The following is a 16,236-nucleotide window of genomic DNA, read 5'->3' as shown; positions in this document are numbered from 1 at the left end:
GTTTATTTTCAAATTATAAAACATGCAAAATTACAAAATTTTATGTATTTATCTACTAAAATAGTAAGTTTGCAGTCAATTTATTATTATTATTGATGCAAATTTTTAAAGAAAAAGCCCTTTTAACAGCTTATTTAAAAACAATTTGGGGCAAAAATTGTACCATAGGTTTTATCCCAACAATGGGTGCTCTACATGAAGGGCATCTATCATTAATTAAAAATTCTTTAGAGGAGAATGAATATAATGTGGTTAGTATTTTTGTTAATCCAACCCAGTTTAATAATATTCAAGATTTAGAAAAATATCCTAGAACTTTAGAAACTGATATAGAAAAAATCAAAATAATTTGTCCAAATTGTATTGTTTTTGCTCCAACTGTAGATGATATTTATGAAGGAAAGACAAATTCTAAATCATTTAATTATGATGGAATAGAAAATGAAATGGAAGGCAAACATCGCCCAGGCCATTTTGATGGTGTTGGCACCATTGTAAAAAAATTATTCGAAATTGTAAAACCGACAAATGCTTATTTTGGAGAAAAAGATTTTCAGCAATTACAAATTGTTAAAAAACTAGTTTCTAAAAACAGTTTAAGAGTCAACATCATAGGTTGTTCTATATTTAGAGAAGCTAATGGATTAGCAATGAGCTCTAGAAACGAAAGGCTTTCCAAAAAAGACAGAGAAGAAGCTTCAATAATTTTTAAAACATTACTGACTGCCAAAGAAAAATTTGGCACAAAAAGTGCTAAAGAAGTAAGCGAATGGGTAAAAAACTCATTAGAAAAAAATAAAAACATAACCTTGGAATACTTTGAAATTGCTGATGAAACTACTTTAAAAACATGTATTAGAAAGTCTAAAAACAAAAAATACAGGGCTTTTATAGCTGTTTTTATAGATAATATCAGATTAATAGATAATATTTCACTTAATTAATTATTTTTGCACCATGCAAATTCACGTAGTAAAATCTAAAATTCACAGAGTAACTGTAACTGGAGCCGATTTAAATTATATTGGAAGTATAACCATTGACGAAGATTTAATGGAAGCTGCCAACTTAATTGAAGGTGAAAAAGTTCAAATTGTTAATATTAATAACGGAGAACGTTTCGAAACATATACTATTAAGGGTAATCGTAAATCTGGAGAAATAACATTAAATGGACCAGCAGCAAGAAGGGTGCAAAAAGGTGATGTTATTATCATTATCGCTTACGGAATTTTAGGCATCGAAGAAGCTAAAGTTTTTAAACCAGCACTTGTTTTTCCTAATGAGGAAAACAATTTATTAATCTAACTTTGGCTTCCCCATTTAGAAAAATTGCCAGTTTAACAATTCCATTATTAATTGGAATTGGATTAATTTATTATCAATACTCAAGCTTAACTCCAGAACAATTAGAAAACATTAAACTGTATTTTAAAAATGCAGATTATACATATGTTTTCTTATCGCTTTGTATTTCACTAGTTGCTTATTGGGCTAGAGCTTATAGATGGAAATATAGCTTAAATCATCTGGGATATACCACAAAACTACACAACAATTTTTTTGCTGTTGGAGTAGCTTATTTTGTTAATTTAACAATTCCTCGGTCTGGAGAAGTTACCAGAGCTGTTTTATTAAAAAAATATGAAAATGTGCCCTTTGATAAAGGATTTGGTACAATTGTAGCCGAGAGAGTTGTTGATTTATTAATTTTCTTATTGTTTGTTTTTATTGCATTCATTTTGCAATTTAATATTATAAGTGAATTTATCTTTTCCAATATTTCTCCTTCAAAATTAATTATTATAGGAATTGTTTTATTTGTTCTAGGAATTGTTTTTTTACTAATTTGGTTTCGTTCTAATTGGAAGATTGTTGGAAAAATAAAAGAAAAATTTGCTGGATTAATTGAAGGAATGACAAGCATTTTGGTCATGAAAGATCGATGGAAATACTTATTCTTTTCTTTTTTAATCTGGACTTTATATTTATTGATGTTTTATGTTTGCGTTTTTGCTATTCCTGAAACTTCTGACATAGCTTTCAGTATAGTAATAATGGGATTTATTTTTGGAAGTGTAGCAATAGGTTTTACAAATGGAGGAATCGGTGCTTTTCCAATTTCAATTCAAACTGTATTATTACTTTATGGAATTAATAAAGGAGCCGGTGCTGCATTAGGTTGGATTATTTGGACATCACAAACATTACTTACCGTATTAGTAGGTCTTTTGTCGTATTTGTTATTACATTTTTTTAATAAACATAAATAATTAACTAAATTGCCATTTCTTTACCAGAAACTCATCATGAAAAACATATATATAGCATTATTATTACTACTTTCTTTTATTTCAATGGCTCAAAAGAAAACAGAAACAATTGACTCAAATAGATTAGGAAAATCTAGGCAAATTTCTGTTATTTTACCTCCATCATATGAGTTTGAAAAAGATAAAAAATACCCCGTTATTTATCTTTTAGATGGTGAATATTTAATGGATCCTTTTAACGGTTCTTTACAATATGGATACTATTTTGATGATTTGCCCGAAGTTATTATTGTGGGAATTCATCAAGCAAAAAACAACGATAGGATTATTGACTCAAAAGGAAATGAAGATGGATTACCCACTGAAAAAAGCGGTAATTTTTATGAATTTATTGCAGCTGAAGTAATTCCGTTTGTAAATGATAGTTATAGAACTGTTCCTTATAAAATTATTGCAGGTCATGATGCAACTGCTGGTTTTTTAAACTTTTTCCTATACAAAGACAATCCAATTTTTGATGGTTATATATCAATGTGCCCAGACTTAGCCTATGACATGGAAAATCGAATTGAAGATAGAATGAAAATGATGCCAAAACCTATTAGCTATTTTCAAGTTTCTTCTCCTACGGATGAAACATCTATTTATGAAAGAGTAAAATTATTAGATGAAAATCTAAAAACAGTTCTAAATAAAAATGTTTCTTATAAATATTTACAACTAGATGGTTATTCTCATTACTCAATGGTTCCCGTAGCTATTCCACAAGCGCTATATCATGTGTTTAAAGGATATCAACCCATAAACAAAGAAGAATATAAGCAACTTCAAAACCAAACTTCTGGGTTTGTTGATTATCTTACTGAAAAATACAAAAACATTAATACTCTTTATGGTGTTGATATGAAAATTAGATTAATTGACTTTTTAGCGATTCAAAATCTAATTACTAAGAATGGCTCAAGTGAAGAATTAAAAAATTTAGAAAAAATAGCTAGTAAAGAATATCCAAAAACGATGTTACCTTCATTTATTGAAGCTTCCTATTATGAAAAAGACAGAAATTATGACAAGGCTATTAAAGCTGTTGAAAAAGGATATTCTCTAAAAGATATTGGAATGTTCACTAAAGCTTTTATGCTTGAAAAACTAGAAGACCTTAAAAGAAAAAGAGCAGGCCAATAATGAGTAAAGTAAAAACATCTTTTTTTTGTCAAAATTGCGGAACTCCATTTTCTAAATGGCAGGGACAATGTCATAATTGCAAAGAATGGAACACTATTGCCGAAGAAATTATCCAAAAAGAAGAAAAAAAAACTTGGAAAAGTGATTCTGGATCAACTTCAAAAGCATCAAAACCTTTATTAATTAAGGAAATAGATTCTGCTAAAGAAATTCGTTTAAACACAAATGACAACGAACTAAACAGGGTTCTAGGTGGTGGAATTGTTCCTGGTTCTTTGATACTTTTAGGTGGTGAACCTGGAATTGGAAAAAGTACACTTTTACTTCAAATATCTTTAAAATTACCTTATAAAACGCTTTATGTTTCTGGAGAAGAAAGCCAAAAACAAATAAAAATGCGTGCCGAAAGAATTACTCCAAACAGTGATAATTGCTACATTCTTACGGAAACTAAAACACAAAACATCTTCAAACAAATTCAGGAAATCCAACCTGAAATTGTCATTATTGATTCAATTCAAACCTTACATACAGATTATATTGAATCTTCGGCAGGAAGTATTTCTCAAATTCGAGAATGTACAGCTGAGTTGATAAAATATGCCAAAGAATCAAACGTTCCCGTAATTTTAATTGGTCACATTACAAAAGATGGAACAATTGCTGGTCCAAAAATATTAGAACACATGGTTGATACGGTTCTTCAATTTGAAGGTGACAGAAATCATGTTTATAGAATTCTTCGCTCGTTAAAAAATCGTTTTGGTTCTACTGCCGAATTAGGAATTTATGAAATGCTAGGAAGTGGTTTGCGTGAAGTTGAAAATCCTTCTGAAATATTAATTTCGCACAAAGACGAACAACTTTCTGGAACTGCAATTGCTTGTACTTTAGAAGGAATGCGACCTTTGATGATAGAAATTCAATCTCTTGTAAGTTCTGCAGTTTATGGAACACCTCAACGAAGTACAACAGGTTATAATGCCAAAAGACTAAACATGATTTTGGCTGTTTTAGAAAAACGTGCAGGTTTCCGATTAGGAACAAAAGATGTTTTTTTAAATATAACTGGTGGAATAAATGTGGATGACACAGCTATTGATTTAGCCGTTGTAGCTGCCATTTTATCATCAAACGAAGACATTGCGATTGAAGACGGTTTTTGTTTTGCTGGTGAAGTTGGCTTATCAGGAGAAATTCGTCCAGTAAATAGAATTGACCAACGTATTCAAGAAGCTGAAAAATTAGGGTTTACTACTATTTTGGTTTCAAAACACAACAAAATTTCTCTAAAAAATACTTTTATAAAAATTGTATTAGTGGCTAAAATTGAAGATGTGGTTAACGTTTTGTTTGAGTAACAATTACTTTTTTACTAAAAACTGAACACTGAGCACTTTTTTCACTTGCTTTCCAACCTTTTCATTAAAAAGTCACTCTTACTATAAATAGAAAATATAAAATCATGAAAAAAATACTTTTAATTCTAACGCTTTTTGCATCAGTAATTGCTTTGGCTCAAAAACCAATCTTTACTTCAGCAAAAGTAAATGCAGCAACCGTTTATACTAATGGTGCTGAATTATCACAATCAACTTCATTAACTCTTCCAAAAGGGACAAGTGAAATTGTCATCAAAAATGTAGCTGATTATTTAAATGAAAATACCGTTCAAATTGGTGCTCCAAGTTCGTTGACAGTGCTTTCGGTTCAGTTTACCCAAAATTATATTTCTGAATATGAAATCGATGAAAGTAATCCTGCTATCAAGAAAGTGAGAGATAGTATTTCTTGGGTTCAAAAAGAAATTACTAAAGTTCAGATTGATAAAACTTCGCATTCAAAAACAATTGAATTATTGGACAAAAACCAACAAGTTGCTGGACAAAATTCAGGTTTAAGTGTAATAGAATTGATGAAATTAGTGGATTACTATAAATCTAAACGAACCGAATTAAGTAACGCAATTACCTCTTTTCAAGAAAAAGAAAATAAGCTGAATGAAAAATTAAAAAGACTAAATTCAAAACTTGAAATCAATACTAAAAACGAAGAAAAAACATCTAGAGGAAAACTAATTCTTCAAGTAATGAATGAAATAGCTGGAAATGTAGATTTGGATATAAATTACATGACTAACAATGCTTCTTGGCAACCTTTTTATGATTTACGTGCCGAAAACATCAAAGAACCAATCAATATGATGTACAAAGCAAAAGTGGTTCAAAATACAGGAATTGACTGGAGAAAAGTAAAACTGACTTTATCAAGCGGAAATCCTAATCAAAACAATGAAGCACCTATTTTACAAGCTTGGTTTTTGAGATATGGTTATCCTGTTGCTTATGGTTATAGAAATCAAAATGCTCCTATAAATACAATTCAAGGAAAAGTTTCAGGTTTAGAAGTTAACGCTGACAAAATGGAAGAATCCTCCATTTCAAATTATACAACTGTTAATGAAAACCAACTTAACGTATCCTTCGACATTGAAATTCCTTATGATATTTTATCCAATGGAAAAGCACATAGTGTTGCTTTAAAAGAAATAAAATTACCCGCTTCTTACAGATATTATGCTGTTCCGAGAATGGAAAAAGAAGCGTTTTTATTAGCTCAAATTAATGATTATTCTAAATTTAATTTATTACCTGGTGAAGCAAATATCATTTTTGAAGGAATGTATGTTGGAAAAACGTTTATCAATCCAAATCAAACAGCCGATACTTTGAGTTTATCAATGGGAAGAGATAAAAAGATTTCTATTAAACGTGAAAAAGTAACGGATAAATCGGGAACAAAATTCTTATCATCTTACAAAGAACAAACCTTTACTTATGATATTACGGTTAGAAACAACAAAAAAGAAACCGTTGAAATCCTTTTAAAGGATCAATATCCAATAAGTACTGATAAAGAAATTACGATTGAAGTTCTAGAAAAAGATAGAGCTAAAGTAAACGAAGAAACTGGTGTTATGACTTGGGATTTAAAACTCGCGCCAAACGAAACCAAGAAAATTAGAATTAGTTATTTAGTAAAATATCCAAAAGACAAAGTAATAGACAATCTATAATTTTACTTACATTGATTTTTAAACGACTGAATATTAATATGTTCAGTCGTTTTTTTATTGTTTTTTATTTATCTTTACAAGAAAAGAGAAACTATGAAAAAATTATTACTATTACTTGTAGCCTTTACTTCTTCACTTGTTTTTTCTCAAACCATAGCTATTCAACCTTTTGCCACAGGTTTTTCTGGAGCCGTTGAAATCACTCATGCTGGTGATAGCCGTTTATTTGTGGTTCAACAAGGTGGATTAATTCGTGTTTTAAATTCAAACGGAACGGTTAATGCAACACCTTTTCTAAATTTATCTAGTATAATTGCTTCTGGTGGAGAAAGAGGTTTATTAGGTTTGGTTTTTCATCCAAATTATGCTTCTAACGGTTATTTCTTTGTAAACTACACCAATACTTCTGGTGATACTGTTATAGCAAGGTATTCTGTTAACAGCACAAATCCTGATGTTGCTGTAAATTCTGGAACTATTTTAATGACTATTTCTCAACCTTATTCTAATCATAATGGTGGAAGTATAAAATTCGGTCCAGATGGCTATTTATATATTGGAATGGGTGACGGAGGAAGTGCTGGTGATCCAGGAAATAGAGCTCAAAACATAAATGAAAATTTGGGAAAAATGCTTCGTATTGATGTAAATACAACCATTGCTCCTTATTACACTTCTCCTGCTGGAAATCCTTATGTTGGAATTGCTGGTAATGATGAAATTTGGGCAATTGGAGTAAGAAATCCTTGGAAATTTTCCTTTAACAGATTAAATGGTGATTTATGGATTGCAGATGTTGGACAAAATAATATTGAGGAAATTAATAAAGTCACAAATCCTTTAACTGCTGGTTTAAATTTTGGTTGGAAATGTTATGAAGGAAATGTTGCTTACAACACTTCTGGTTGTGCTCCAATAGGAACAATGACAATGCCAGTAGCACAATACACTCATTCAGGTGGAAATTGTTCTATAACTGGTGGCTATGTCTACACAGGAACAATGTATCCTAATTTATTAAACAAATATTTCTTTGCAGATTATTGTGTGAATAGAATTGGATATGTTGATACAACTTCAAACGCTGTGACTTATACTCCTAATTTTTCAGGAAGTAATAATTTCACTTCTTTTGGTGAAGACATGAATGGTGAATTATATGTATCAAACTCAAGTGTGATTTATAAAATAGTTGACACTTCAACAGCTTCGACAACTAGTTTTGAAAATAGTGGTTTTAGTTTATATCCAAATCCTGCAAAAAATAGCATTACAATTTCTAGTTCAGAAGCAAGTTTTGCAAAACAAATTCAGGTTTTTGATGTTTCTGGAAAACTACTTCTTTCTAAAGAAGTTTTACAAAATAAAACAAATACAATTGATGTGACTTCTCTTTCCAATGGAGTTTATATTGTAAATGTAACTACTATTGATGGAAATAATTATAGTTCTAAATTGGTAAAAGAATAATAAAAGTGTTCAGTGCTCAGTTTTTAGTAAGCAGTTTAACTGAAGACTAAAAATTGAGCGCTGAAAACTATTTTAAGGTGCAGGATTAGGAATTAATTCATGAATGTTTTCTATTTCAGCTAAAATATCTTGCGATAAAACGATGTCAAAAGCATCAATATTAGCTTTTAATTGTTCTAACGAAGTTGCTCCAATGATCGTAGAAGTAACTAAACGTTGTTGATTAACGTATGCTAAAGCCATTTCACTAGAAGTCATTTCATTTGCTTCGGCTAAATCTTTGTATAATTTTGTGGCTTTGAAACAATTTTCGTTGGTATATCTAGTAAAATTAGGAAATGTTTTCATGCGTGATTTTTCTGGAAAACCATCTAAATATTTTCCTGTTAGAAATCCAAAAGCCAAAGGTGAATAGGCCAATAAACCAACGTTTTCTCTAATACAAATTTCAGATAAACCAACTTCATACAAACGATTTAATAAAGAATATGGGTTTTGAATCGTTGCAATTTTAGGTAAATTATGCTTTTCACTTTCCATCAAATAACGCATTACACCATAAGGGTTTTCATTTGAAACTCCTATATGTTTTATCTTTCCTTCTTTAATCAAATCCTCAAAAATTTGAAGAATTTCTAAAATAGAATACTGCCAATTTTCATCAATTTGTTGCACACCTCTTTGTCCAAACATATTCATCACACGCTCTGGCCAATGCATTTGGTATAAATCAATATAATCTGTTTGCAGGTTTTTTAAACTCAATTCAACCGCTTCTTTAATATTTTTTTTTGAAAAATCTAAAGGTTGACGAATGTATTCCATACCGCGATTTGGTCCAGCAATTTTTGTAGCTACAACTAGTTTTTCTCTTTCTGTTTGACCAATTTTATTTATCCAAGTTCCAATATGTTTTTCTGTACTACCAAAAATTTGAGCATTTCCACCAATTGGATACATTTCGGCCGTGTCCAAAAAGTTGATGCCTCGTTCAATAGCATAATCTAATTGTGAGTGAGCTTCAGCTTCGGTATTTTGATTGCCAAAAGTCATTGTTCCTAAACAAATTTTGCTGATTTTTATGTTGGTATTTGGTAGTGTTGTGTATTTCATTTTATGCTGAATTTAGTTCAGTATCTTATTATTATAGATACAAAGATACAAAGCGTCTAAGTTTAATAAAAATAAAAACCTGCTAGTATTTCTACTTACAGGTTTTCTATTTAATTTGAATATAATTTTTTTACAAAATTGAAATCTAAATCTTCTTTGACTTCAAAAAAATAGTTTAGTTGCCATTTTTGAGTTACAATTGCTTGTTTGTTTATGGTTTTGTCCCAAATTGGATAAACTCTAAAACCTCTTTTTCCGTCTTTTTTTGAAGTTGAAATAATTCCTTTTTCAATTAAAACTGATTTTGGAAACACAAACTGTCCAACTTTATTTTCTGATTGAACATTTATGACATAAAGATCAATGGTATCATTTTCAGAAAAAGGTTCTGTTATTCCTTCTTTGTTTCTTTTCCAAAAAGGTACAAATTGACCCACTTTTTTTGGTGTGATTTTAGCACTTCTGAAAATTATTCTTTTTTCATCTACTACAAATTCACAGCCATCATATTCTTGACTTTCTTTGTCAATTATTAGTTTAGAAATTTTAAAATTTAGTTTTTTGTAAATATTTGAATTAATATACTTTAAGGCTATAATTTTAGTCATTTAAATCCTCTAACATCTTAGAGATCTCATCTAATTTTGGCGTTAAGATAATCTCAATTCTTCTGTTTTTTGCTTTTCCAATTGCGTTATCGTTTGAAGCCATTGGAGCAAATTCTCCACGACCAGCTGCTGTTAAGTTCTTTTTGTCAATAGTCTTGTTTTCGGCTAAGATGTTTACGATTGCTGTTGCTCTTTTTGTAGATAAATCCCAATTATTTTCAATTGAACCTACGCTTCCCAAAAATTTATCATTATCCGTATGACCCTCAATTAAAACAGAAATTTCAGGATTTTCACCTAAAACTTTTCCTAAAGCTACAACTGCTTTTTTACCTTCAGTTCCAACCGTATAGCTTCCAGATTCGAATAACAATTTGTTTTCCATAGAAACATATACTTTTCCGTTTCTTTGTTCTACTGTTAATCCTTTTCCTTCAAAGGCATTTAAGGCTTTTGATAAATTGTCTTTTAATTTTTTCATTCCAGCATCTTTGGCTGCAATCATTTCTTCTAATTCGTTTAAACGTTTTGAACTTGCTTCTAAATCAGCTTTCAATTTATTTAATCGATCTTGTTCTGCGTTTAGTGTTTTTTGTTTTGCATCTAATTCGGCAATTAACTCTCTATTTTTATTAATATTAGCAGCTAAAGCTTGATTACTATCTTTTTCTAAAGCATCATAAGAAGCTTTTAAGTTGTCATAACTTTTCTTTGTAGCTGCATAATCATTCGCTAATTTATCTCTTTCGGTTTTAGTTTTATCTAATTGTGATTGTAAGTCATTAGCCTTAATATCTAAAGCGTTTTTATCTTTTAAAAGAGCAGCATTTTCATCAAATAAATTGTTGCGTTCTTTTTTTACATCTGCAAATTTGTTTTCTAAATCATTATAGATTTTTTTTGAAACACAAGAAGTTGTTAAGCCAACAACTACTAAACTTAGGGCAAGTTTTTTTATCATTTTTGTTATTTATTATTCTTTTATATTAGGCAAAACGTTAATGTAAGTATCTTTATTATTGAGTTTTGAAATTGTTACTGTATTTAAAAATTAATCAATTTCTACTAAAACCGGGCAATGGTCTGAATGATTGGCTTCTGGTAAAATTAAGGCTCTAGTTAATCTGTCTTTTAAACTTTCATTTACTAAGCAATAATCAATTCTCCAACCTTTATTATTTCCTCTTGCTCCAGCTCTATAACTCCACCAACTATAATTATGAGGTTCTTTGTTAAAATTTCTAAACGTATCAATAAATCCAGATTTCATAAATTTATCTAACCAGGCTCTTTCTTCTGGCAGAAATCCTGATGTGTTTTTATTTTGTACTGGATTATGAATATCAATAGCTTCATGACAAATGTTATAATCACCACAAATCACTAAATTTGATTTATTTATTTTCAATTCGTCAATATAGTTTTGAAAATCATCCATAAACATAAATTTATGGTCAAGTCTTTCAATATTTGTTCCTGATGGCAAATACAAACTCATAACTGAAACTGTATCGAAATCGGCACGAAGTATTCTTCCTTCAAAATCCATATGTTCTATGCCAGCACCAAATTCTACATGATTGGGCTTTGTTTTGCATAAAATAGCAACTCCACTATATCCTTTTTTTTGTGCTGAAAAATAATATTGGAAAGGATAACCTGCTTTTGTAATTTCTTCTGTCGGAATTTGATCTTCGTTGGCTTTTATTTCTTGCAAACAAATCACGTCTGGATTAGCTTGTTGCAACCATTCTATAAACCCTTTTTTGATGGCTGCTCTTATACCATTTACGTTATATGAGATAATCTTCATGTATATTTTATTTACTTCAAAAGTACTAAAAAGCTACTAGAATAGTAAACTCCTTTAAATATTTATTAACATCGTTATTAGCATTTTTATGTTTGACAATCATTTGTTAAAATATAGTTTTTTTAAAAGTTTTGATTTAATTTGTTTTGTTTATCTTTGTTTCTGGTCAAAAAAACAATAAAAATGGGATTAGTTTCTGCCAAAGAAGTAGCCAAGGCTATTAATTTAGACAAATATGGTTTTATGGGAACTTTTTCAGGATGGTTACTGATGAAGTTGACCAAAATATCTACGATAAATAAATTATACAATCGGAATAAACATTTAGAAGGCGTTGATTTTCTTGATGGGCTTCTTGACGACTTAGAAATTAAATTCGAAATTCCGGAAGAAGATTTAAAACGTTTGCCAAAAGAGGGTGCTTACATAACCATCTCTAATCATCCATTGGGTGGAATTGATGGTATATTATTATTAAAATTAATGCTTGAAAAAGAGCCTAATTTTAAAATAATTGCCAATTTTTTATTGCATAGAATAGAGCCAATGAAGCCTTATATTATGCCTGTTAATCCATTTGAAAACCATAAAGACGCCAAATCTAGTGTTGCCGGGCTAAAAGATGCATTACGTCATTTGAGCGATGGAAAGCCTCTTGGTGTTTTTCCTGCTGGAGAAGTTTCTACTTATAAAGACGGAAAATTGGTTGTAGACAAACCTTGGGAAGAAGGTGCTATGAAGTTTATTAAAAAAGCAAATGTACCTGTTGTTCCTATATATTTTCATGCCAAAAACAGTAGGTTGTTTTATTTTTTAAGCAAATTAAATGACACTTTTAGAACCGCTAAATTACCAAGCGAAGTTTTAACACAAAGAAAACGAGTTATTAAAGTTAGAATAGGAAAGCCTATTTCAATAAACGAACAAAACGAAATCGAAAACATAGAAGCTTATGGTGAATTTCTTAGAAGAAAAACCTACATGCTTTCTAATTCGTTTGAAGAAGAAAGTTCTTTTTTAAAAGCACCTAATTTAAATTTATCTACTCCAAAACCACCAAAACAAATAGTTTTACCTGCAAATCATCAACAAATTTTAGAAGAAGTTGCTTATTGTCAAGAAAATGATTGTCGTTTATTGCAAAGTAAAAACTATGAAGTTTACTTTATAACTGCCGATAAAATTCCAAATATTTTACATGAAATTGGTCGTTTAAGAGAAATTACTTTTAGAGAGGTTGGTGAAGGAACAAACGAATCTATTGATCTTGACCAATACGACAAATATTATCATCACATGTTTTTGTGGGATAGTGAAACGCAATTAATAGCTGGTGCATATAGAATGGGACTTGGTTCTCACATATATCCAAAACATGGTATTGATGGGTTTTATTTACATGAACTTTTTAGATTTGAACCTGAGTTATTCGATATGATGAATAGTTCGATTGAAATGGGAAGAGCTTTTATTACTAAAGAATACCAACTAAAACCAATGCCTCTTTTCTTATTATGGAAAGGGATTGTTCACACAACACTTCGTTTTCCTGAACATAAATATTTAATTGGTGGTGTAAGTATTAGCAATCAATTTACTGATTTCTCAAAGTCATTGATGATTGAGTTTATGAAATCACATTATTACGATCCTTATATAGCTCAATATATTCATCCTAAAAAAGAATACAAAGTAAAACTTAAGGATGCTGATAAGGATTTTGTATTCAATGAAACAGAAGCTGATTTGAATAAATTTGATAAAATTATTGATGAAATCGAACCTGGAAGCCTTCGTTTACCTGTTTTAATAAAGAAATACATTAAGCAAAACGCTCGCGTGGTTGCCTTTAATGTTGATCCATTATTCAACAATGCAGTTGATGGTTTAATGTATATAAGAATTGCAGATTTACCTGAAAGCACTGTAAAACCTGTTATGGAAGAATTTCAGGCTGAATTAGAAAAAAAGGAAAAGAATTTTAAGTAGTGTTTTTTCATTACTTATTTCTATTCTTTACCTATTTCATTTATTTCGTCTATGTATCTTTTCGAATCTAGTCCATAATTGTTTTTACCAATTGTTCCTTCACTAAAAAGCAACACTAACAACCAGATACCTCCAATAAAAGGAATAAATACAATTAAAAGAAACCAACCACTTTTATCAACATCATGTAATCTTCTAATTGCAACAGCTAAACCTGGAATAAAAGTTGCAATTATATATATTAAATAAAATGGTCCTCCAGAACCTTTTTCAAAATTTAGGCCCAAATTAACATCTATTAAATAGGCAGCTATTGCAAATAGAAAATTAAAAAGGACAAAATACCAATATTCTGATCTTCTTGCTCTACCACTAAAATTTGCATAATTTTCAACAACAACTTTCTTATACCAATTTAACATAATAATTTTTTTTAATTTTTTTACAATATTATATTTTAAATTACCCCCAAATTGATTGTTCAATAATAGAATTCCAATTGTTTTCTTTTATAAAAAGCACAAGTCTTATAACGTGATAGCCAATTAAAAAGGCAGCTAAATAATACGCTAATTTTCTATTGAAAAACCATGCTCTAAAGTAAGTTTTCTTTGTTTTTAATTCCACTAAAAAAAGAACAATAATAAAAAGACAAAAACCAACTACCAATGGTCCAAATAAATGATAGCTTAAACTTTTAAGTAAATTTCCATCATAAAAATAAACTATTGATTTAGTAATTCCACATGAAGGACAAGGAAAGCCAGTAACCATTTTTAAAGGACATAAAGACTGTTCTGTATCTAAAGAATTATTGCTGTTCTGAAACCATAAAACAAAAGGTATTACAAGTGTTGCGAAAGCACCTGTAATACCTAAAATTCTATTTAAAACAAAAGGTTTTATGAGTATAATCTATTGATATCTCCTTGCACAATCATAGCTGCTGCAAAAGGAAAAAATAATCCTAATATAATTAATAAAGTTGACTGATCTTTTTCCAACTCTTTAGTTAATTTATAAACATTTGGCAAACCTTCTTTTCCCATTACGTAGTAAAAATATAAGTTTACTGGCAAACAACATCCAGAAAACACAGCTATTGGCGTAGAAATTACTTCTCTATTTGAAACAGCGTTAATTACTTCGGCAACTTTAATGTTCCAATAAATTAAGTATAATCCACAAGTTATAAAGCTTAAAAGCAATACAACAATTGGATCTACTTTAAATACAGGAATATTTCCGTTAGGTTGGTTCCATTGTTCTGGTGTTTTTGTTGTTTCCATTTTGTTTTAGTTTTTGGTTAGTTATTTTTAGAAAGTTATTTTTATTGAAATGCTGAGTCAATTGGTTCCCAAAGTTCAATTTTGTTGTTTTCTGGGTCAAGAATCCAAGCAAACTTTCCATACTCATAAGTCTGCATTTCATCTATAATTGTTACACCTTCTTGTACTAATTTTTTTAATAATGTTTCTAAGTCATGTACTCTAAAGTTTTGCATGAACTGTTTTTCTGAAGGTTCAAAGTAATTTGTATCATTTTTAAAAGTACTCCATTGTGTAGAACAATCGTCTCCTTTTTCGTCTTTCCACCAAAAAGTACAGCCATAATCATCGGTGTTAAAACCCAAATGCTTTTTGTACCATTCCTTAATTTCTTTAGGATTATCTGTTTTGAAGAAAAAGCCACCAATTCCTGTAACTCGTTTTTCTTCAACTTCTGGAATTTCTTCTTTACTGTAAATTGTTTTGATTTTATCGACAATTGTTTGCGCGAGCTTTTCGTGACTTTCAAAAGTCCAACCAGCAATATGTGGTGTTAACAATACGTTTTCTGCTTGACGCAAATATTCGAAACTTTCGTTTTTACTTTCTGCGTCAAATAGATTTTCGAAAGATAATTTTTCGTATTCTAAAACATCTAAACCAGCACCTAAAACTTTTCCTGATTTTAAAGCTTCCACTAAATCTGAAGTCACTACACTTTTTCCACGAGCTGTGTTGATTAGCCAAAATGGCTTTTGAAAAGCATTTATAAAATCGGCATTCACCATTTTATCTGTTTCTTGTGTCCATGGAATGTGTAAACTCAGCACATCTGATTTTTCTTGAAGCTCTTTTAAAGTGACTTGTTTTGCATTGGCATCAGCTACATTTTCTTGAATATCACAGCATAAAACTTTTAGGTCAAAACCTCTTAATTTTTTTGCAAAAGCTTTTCCCATGTTTCCATAACCTATGATTCCAACCGTTTTTCCGTCTAATTCATGACCACGATTGGCTTCACGATTCCATTGTCCGTTTTTAACTTCTGCGTTAGCTTTGTTAAGGTTATTAAAAAGGGATAATATCATTCCCAATGCTTGTTCACCAACAGCATTTCTATTTCCTTCTGGAGCAGCAATTAGTTGAATGTTTTTAGAAGTTGCATAATCGCAATCTATACTTTCTAAACCAGCTCCAACTCTAGCAATAAATTGCAGATTGGTAGCTTTATCTAAAAAAGTTTTATCAATTTTAAAACGACTGCGAATTACAATTCCGTGATACTTCTGAATTTTGGTTTCGATTTCTTCTTTAGTTGATGTAAAATCTTCTTCGTTTTGGAATCCTAACTCTTTTAACTGATTCCATAATAAAGGATTATTAGAATCAATATGAAGGATTTTTATAGTATTTGGCGACATAGTTTTATTTTAAAAGCTAA

General features: G+C 29.9%; 16 protein-coding genes and 1 pseudogene. 8 read left to right on the top strand and 9 right to left on the bottom strand.

From position 1 onward, the window contains the following. Window positions 1-95 precede the first annotated feature (95 nt). The 7 genes from panC to AAC008_RS02860 all read left to right on the top strand — a co-directional run bounded on the left by panC (window position 96) and on the right by AAC008_RS02860 (window position 8,004). Window positions 96-944 (top strand): pantoate--beta-alanine ligase, encoded by an 849-nt coding sequence (gene panC, locus AAC008_RS02890; protein WP_339887310.1) that lies wholly within the window; start codon window positions 96-98, stop codon window positions 942-944. Between the two features lie 13 nt (window positions 945-957). Next, window positions 958-1,308 (top strand): aspartate 1-decarboxylase, encoded by a 351-nt coding sequence (panD, locus tag AAC008_RS02885; protein ID WP_339887309.1) that lies wholly within the window; start codon window positions 958-960, stop codon window positions 1,306-1,308. A gap of 2 nt (window positions 1,309-1,310) precedes the next feature. Further along, a complete protein-coding gene (locus AAC008_RS02880; RefSeq protein WP_339887308.1) occupies window positions 1,311-2,273 on the top strand; it encodes a lysylphosphatidylglycerol synthase transmembrane domain-containing protein in 963 nt (320 codons plus the stop codon). Window positions 2,274-2,309: 36 nt separating this feature from the next. Beyond that, window positions 2,310-3,458 carry an alpha/beta hydrolase-fold protein gene (locus AAC008_RS02875; protein WP_339887306.1) on the top strand — a complete coding sequence of 383 codons (1,149 nt, stop codon included), beginning with the start codon at window positions 2,310-2,312 and terminating at the stop codon, window positions 3,456-3,458. Continuing rightward, window positions 3,458-4,819 (top strand): DNA repair protein RadA, encoded by a 1,362-nt coding sequence (radA, locus tag AAC008_RS02870; RefSeq protein ID WP_339887305.1) that lies wholly within the window; start codon window positions 3,458-3,460, stop codon window positions 4,817-4,819. The genes AAC008_RS02875 and radA overlap by 1 nt, the downstream gene beginning before the upstream one ends. A gap of 104 nt (window positions 4,820-4,923) precedes the next feature. Then, complete coding sequence (locus tag AAC008_RS02865) at window positions 4,924-6,534, top strand: DUF4139 domain-containing protein (RefSeq protein ID WP_339887304.1); 1,611 nt, start codon at window positions 4,924-4,926, stop codon at window positions 6,532-6,534. 93 nt (window positions 6,535-6,627) lie between these two features. Further along, window positions 6,628-8,004, top strand: a complete 1,377-nt coding sequence (locus AAC008_RS02860; RefSeq protein ID WP_339887303.1) for a PQQ-dependent sugar dehydrogenase — start codon at window positions 6,628-6,630, stop codon at window positions 8,002-8,004. 72 nt (window positions 8,005-8,076) lie between these two features. Here AAC008_RS02860 and AAC008_RS02855 read toward each other — a convergent pair whose 3' ends face one another. The 4 genes from AAC008_RS02855 to AAC008_RS02840 all read right to left on the bottom strand — a co-directional run bounded on the left by AAC008_RS02855 (window position 8,077) and on the right by AAC008_RS02840 (window position 11,538). After that, window positions 8,077-9,117, bottom strand: coding sequence for an NADP(H)-dependent aldo-keto reductase (locus tag AAC008_RS02855; RefSeq protein ID WP_339887302.1), 1,041 nt, complete (start codon window positions 9,115-9,117; stop codon window positions 8,077-8,079). Between the two features lie 110 nt (window positions 9,118-9,227). Further along, window positions 9,228-9,725, bottom strand: coding sequence for a MepB family protein (locus tag AAC008_RS02850; protein WP_339887300.1), 498 nt, complete (start codon window positions 9,723-9,725; stop codon window positions 9,228-9,230). Then, window positions 9,718-10,686: an OmpA family protein gene (locus tag AAC008_RS02845; RefSeq protein WP_339887299.1), complete on the bottom strand. Its 969-nt coding sequence runs from the start codon at window positions 10,684-10,686 to the stop codon at window positions 9,718-9,720. The genes AAC008_RS02850 and AAC008_RS02845 overlap by 8 nt, the downstream gene beginning before the upstream one ends. A 90-nt stretch (window positions 10,687-10,776) precedes the next feature. Then, on the bottom strand, window positions 10,777-11,538 hold the full coding sequence (locus AAC008_RS02840; protein ID WP_339887298.1) for an exodeoxyribonuclease III: 762 nt from the start codon (window positions 11,536-11,538) through the stop codon (window positions 10,777-10,779). Window positions 11,539-11,721: 183 nt separating this feature from the next. On the opposite strand from AAC008_RS02840, the gene AAC008_RS02835 reads away from it, so the two are divergent. Beyond that, window positions 11,722-13,527 carry a lysophospholipid acyltransferase family protein gene (locus AAC008_RS02835; RefSeq protein ID WP_339887297.1) on the top strand — a complete coding sequence of 602 codons (1,806 nt, stop codon included), beginning with the start codon at window positions 11,722-11,724 and terminating at the stop codon, window positions 13,525-13,527. Window positions 13,528-13,547: 20 nt separating this feature from the next. On the opposite strand, the gene AAC008_RS02830 is transcribed toward AAC008_RS02835, so the two are convergent. The 5 genes and pseudogenes from AAC008_RS02830 to AAC008_RS02810 form a co-directional block, all read right to left on the bottom strand. Beyond that, window positions 13,548-13,949, bottom strand: coding sequence for a DUF805 domain-containing protein (locus tag AAC008_RS02830; protein ID WP_339887296.1), 402 nt, complete (start codon window positions 13,947-13,949; stop codon window positions 13,548-13,550). 40 nt (window positions 13,950-13,989) lie between these two features. Next, window positions 13,990-14,301: a DUF2752 domain-containing protein gene (locus tag AAC008_RS02825; RefSeq protein WP_339887295.1), complete on the bottom strand. Its 312-nt coding sequence runs from the start codon at window positions 14,299-14,301 to the stop codon at window positions 13,990-13,992. A 128-nt stretch (window positions 14,302-14,429) separates the two neighbouring features. Then, entirely contained in the window at window positions 14,430-14,816 is a 387-nt protein-coding gene (locus AAC008_RS02820; RefSeq protein WP_339887293.1) for a DUF4234 domain-containing protein, read from the bottom strand. A 41-nt stretch (window positions 14,817-14,857) separates the two neighbouring features. Beyond that, window positions 14,858-15,223 carry a VOC family protein gene (locus tag AAC008_RS02815; RefSeq protein WP_339887705.1) on the bottom strand — a complete coding sequence of 122 codons (366 nt, stop codon included), beginning with the start codon at window positions 15,221-15,223 and terminating at the stop codon, window positions 14,858-14,860. 42 nt (window positions 15,224-15,265) lie between these two features. Then, window positions 15,266-16,216: pseudogene (locus AAC008_RS02810) on the bottom strand (2-hydroxyacid dehydrogenase); the annotation flags it as partial. Between the last annotated feature and the right edge of the window lie 20 nt (window positions 16,217-16,236).

It is taken from the genome of uncultured Flavobacterium sp. (assembly GCF_963975515.1).
In the GTDB taxonomy this organism is placed as follows: domain Bacteria; phylum Bacteroidota; class Bacteroidia; order Flavobacteriales; family Flavobacteriaceae; genus Flavobacterium.
The sequence above is the reverse complement of the archived record's forward strand: the minus strand, read 5'-3'. Positions and strand labels throughout refer to the sequence as shown.

Coding starts and splice junctions, on each gene's coding strand:
- panC (WP_339887310.1), top strand. CDS start 96: ATGCAAATTTTTAAAGAAAAAGCCCTTTTAACAGCTTATTTAAAAACA.
- panD (WP_339887309.1), top strand. CDS start 958: ATGCAAATTCACGTAGTAAAATCTAAAATTCACAGAGTAACTGTAACT.
- AAC008_RS02875 (WP_339887306.1), top strand. CDS start 2,310: ATGAAAAACATATATATAGCATTATTATTACTACTTTCTTTTATTTCA.
- radA (WP_339887305.1), top strand. CDS start 3,458: ATGAGTAAAGTAAAAACATCTTTTTTTTGTCAAAATTGCGGAACTCCA.
- AAC008_RS02865 (WP_339887304.1), top strand. CDS start 4,924: ATGAAAAAAATACTTTTAATTCTAACGCTTTTTGCATCAGTAATTGCT.
- AAC008_RS02860 (WP_339887303.1), top strand. CDS start 6,628: ATGAAAAAATTATTACTATTACTTGTAGCCTTTACTTCTTCACTTGTT.
- AAC008_RS02855 (WP_339887302.1), bottom strand. CDS start 9,117: ATGAAATACACAACACTACCAAATACCAACATAAAAATCAGCAAAATT.
- AAC008_RS02850 (WP_339887300.1), bottom strand. CDS start 9,725: ATGACTAAAATTATAGCCTTAAAGTATATTAATTCAAATATTTACAAA.
- AAC008_RS02845 (WP_339887299.1), bottom strand. CDS start 10,686: ATGATAAAAAAACTTGCCCTAAGTTTAGTAGTTGTTGGCTTAACAACT.
- AAC008_RS02840 (WP_339887298.1), bottom strand. CDS start 11,538: ATGAAGATTATCTCATATAACGTAAATGGTATAAGAGCAGCCATCAAA.
- AAC008_RS02835 (WP_339887297.1), top strand. CDS start 11,722: ATGGGATTAGTTTCTGCCAAAGAAGTAGCCAAGGCTATTAATTTAGAC.
- AAC008_RS02830 (WP_339887296.1), bottom strand. CDS start 13,949: ATGTTAAATTGGTATAAGAAAGTTGTTGTTGAAAATTATGCAAATTTT.
- AAC008_RS02825 (WP_339887295.1), bottom strand. CDS start 14,301: ATGGTTACTGGCTTTCCTTGTCCTTCATGTGGAATTACTAAATCAATA.
- AAC008_RS02820 (WP_339887293.1), bottom strand. CDS start 14,816: ATGGAAACAACAAAAACACCAGAACAATGGAACCAACCTAACGGAAAT.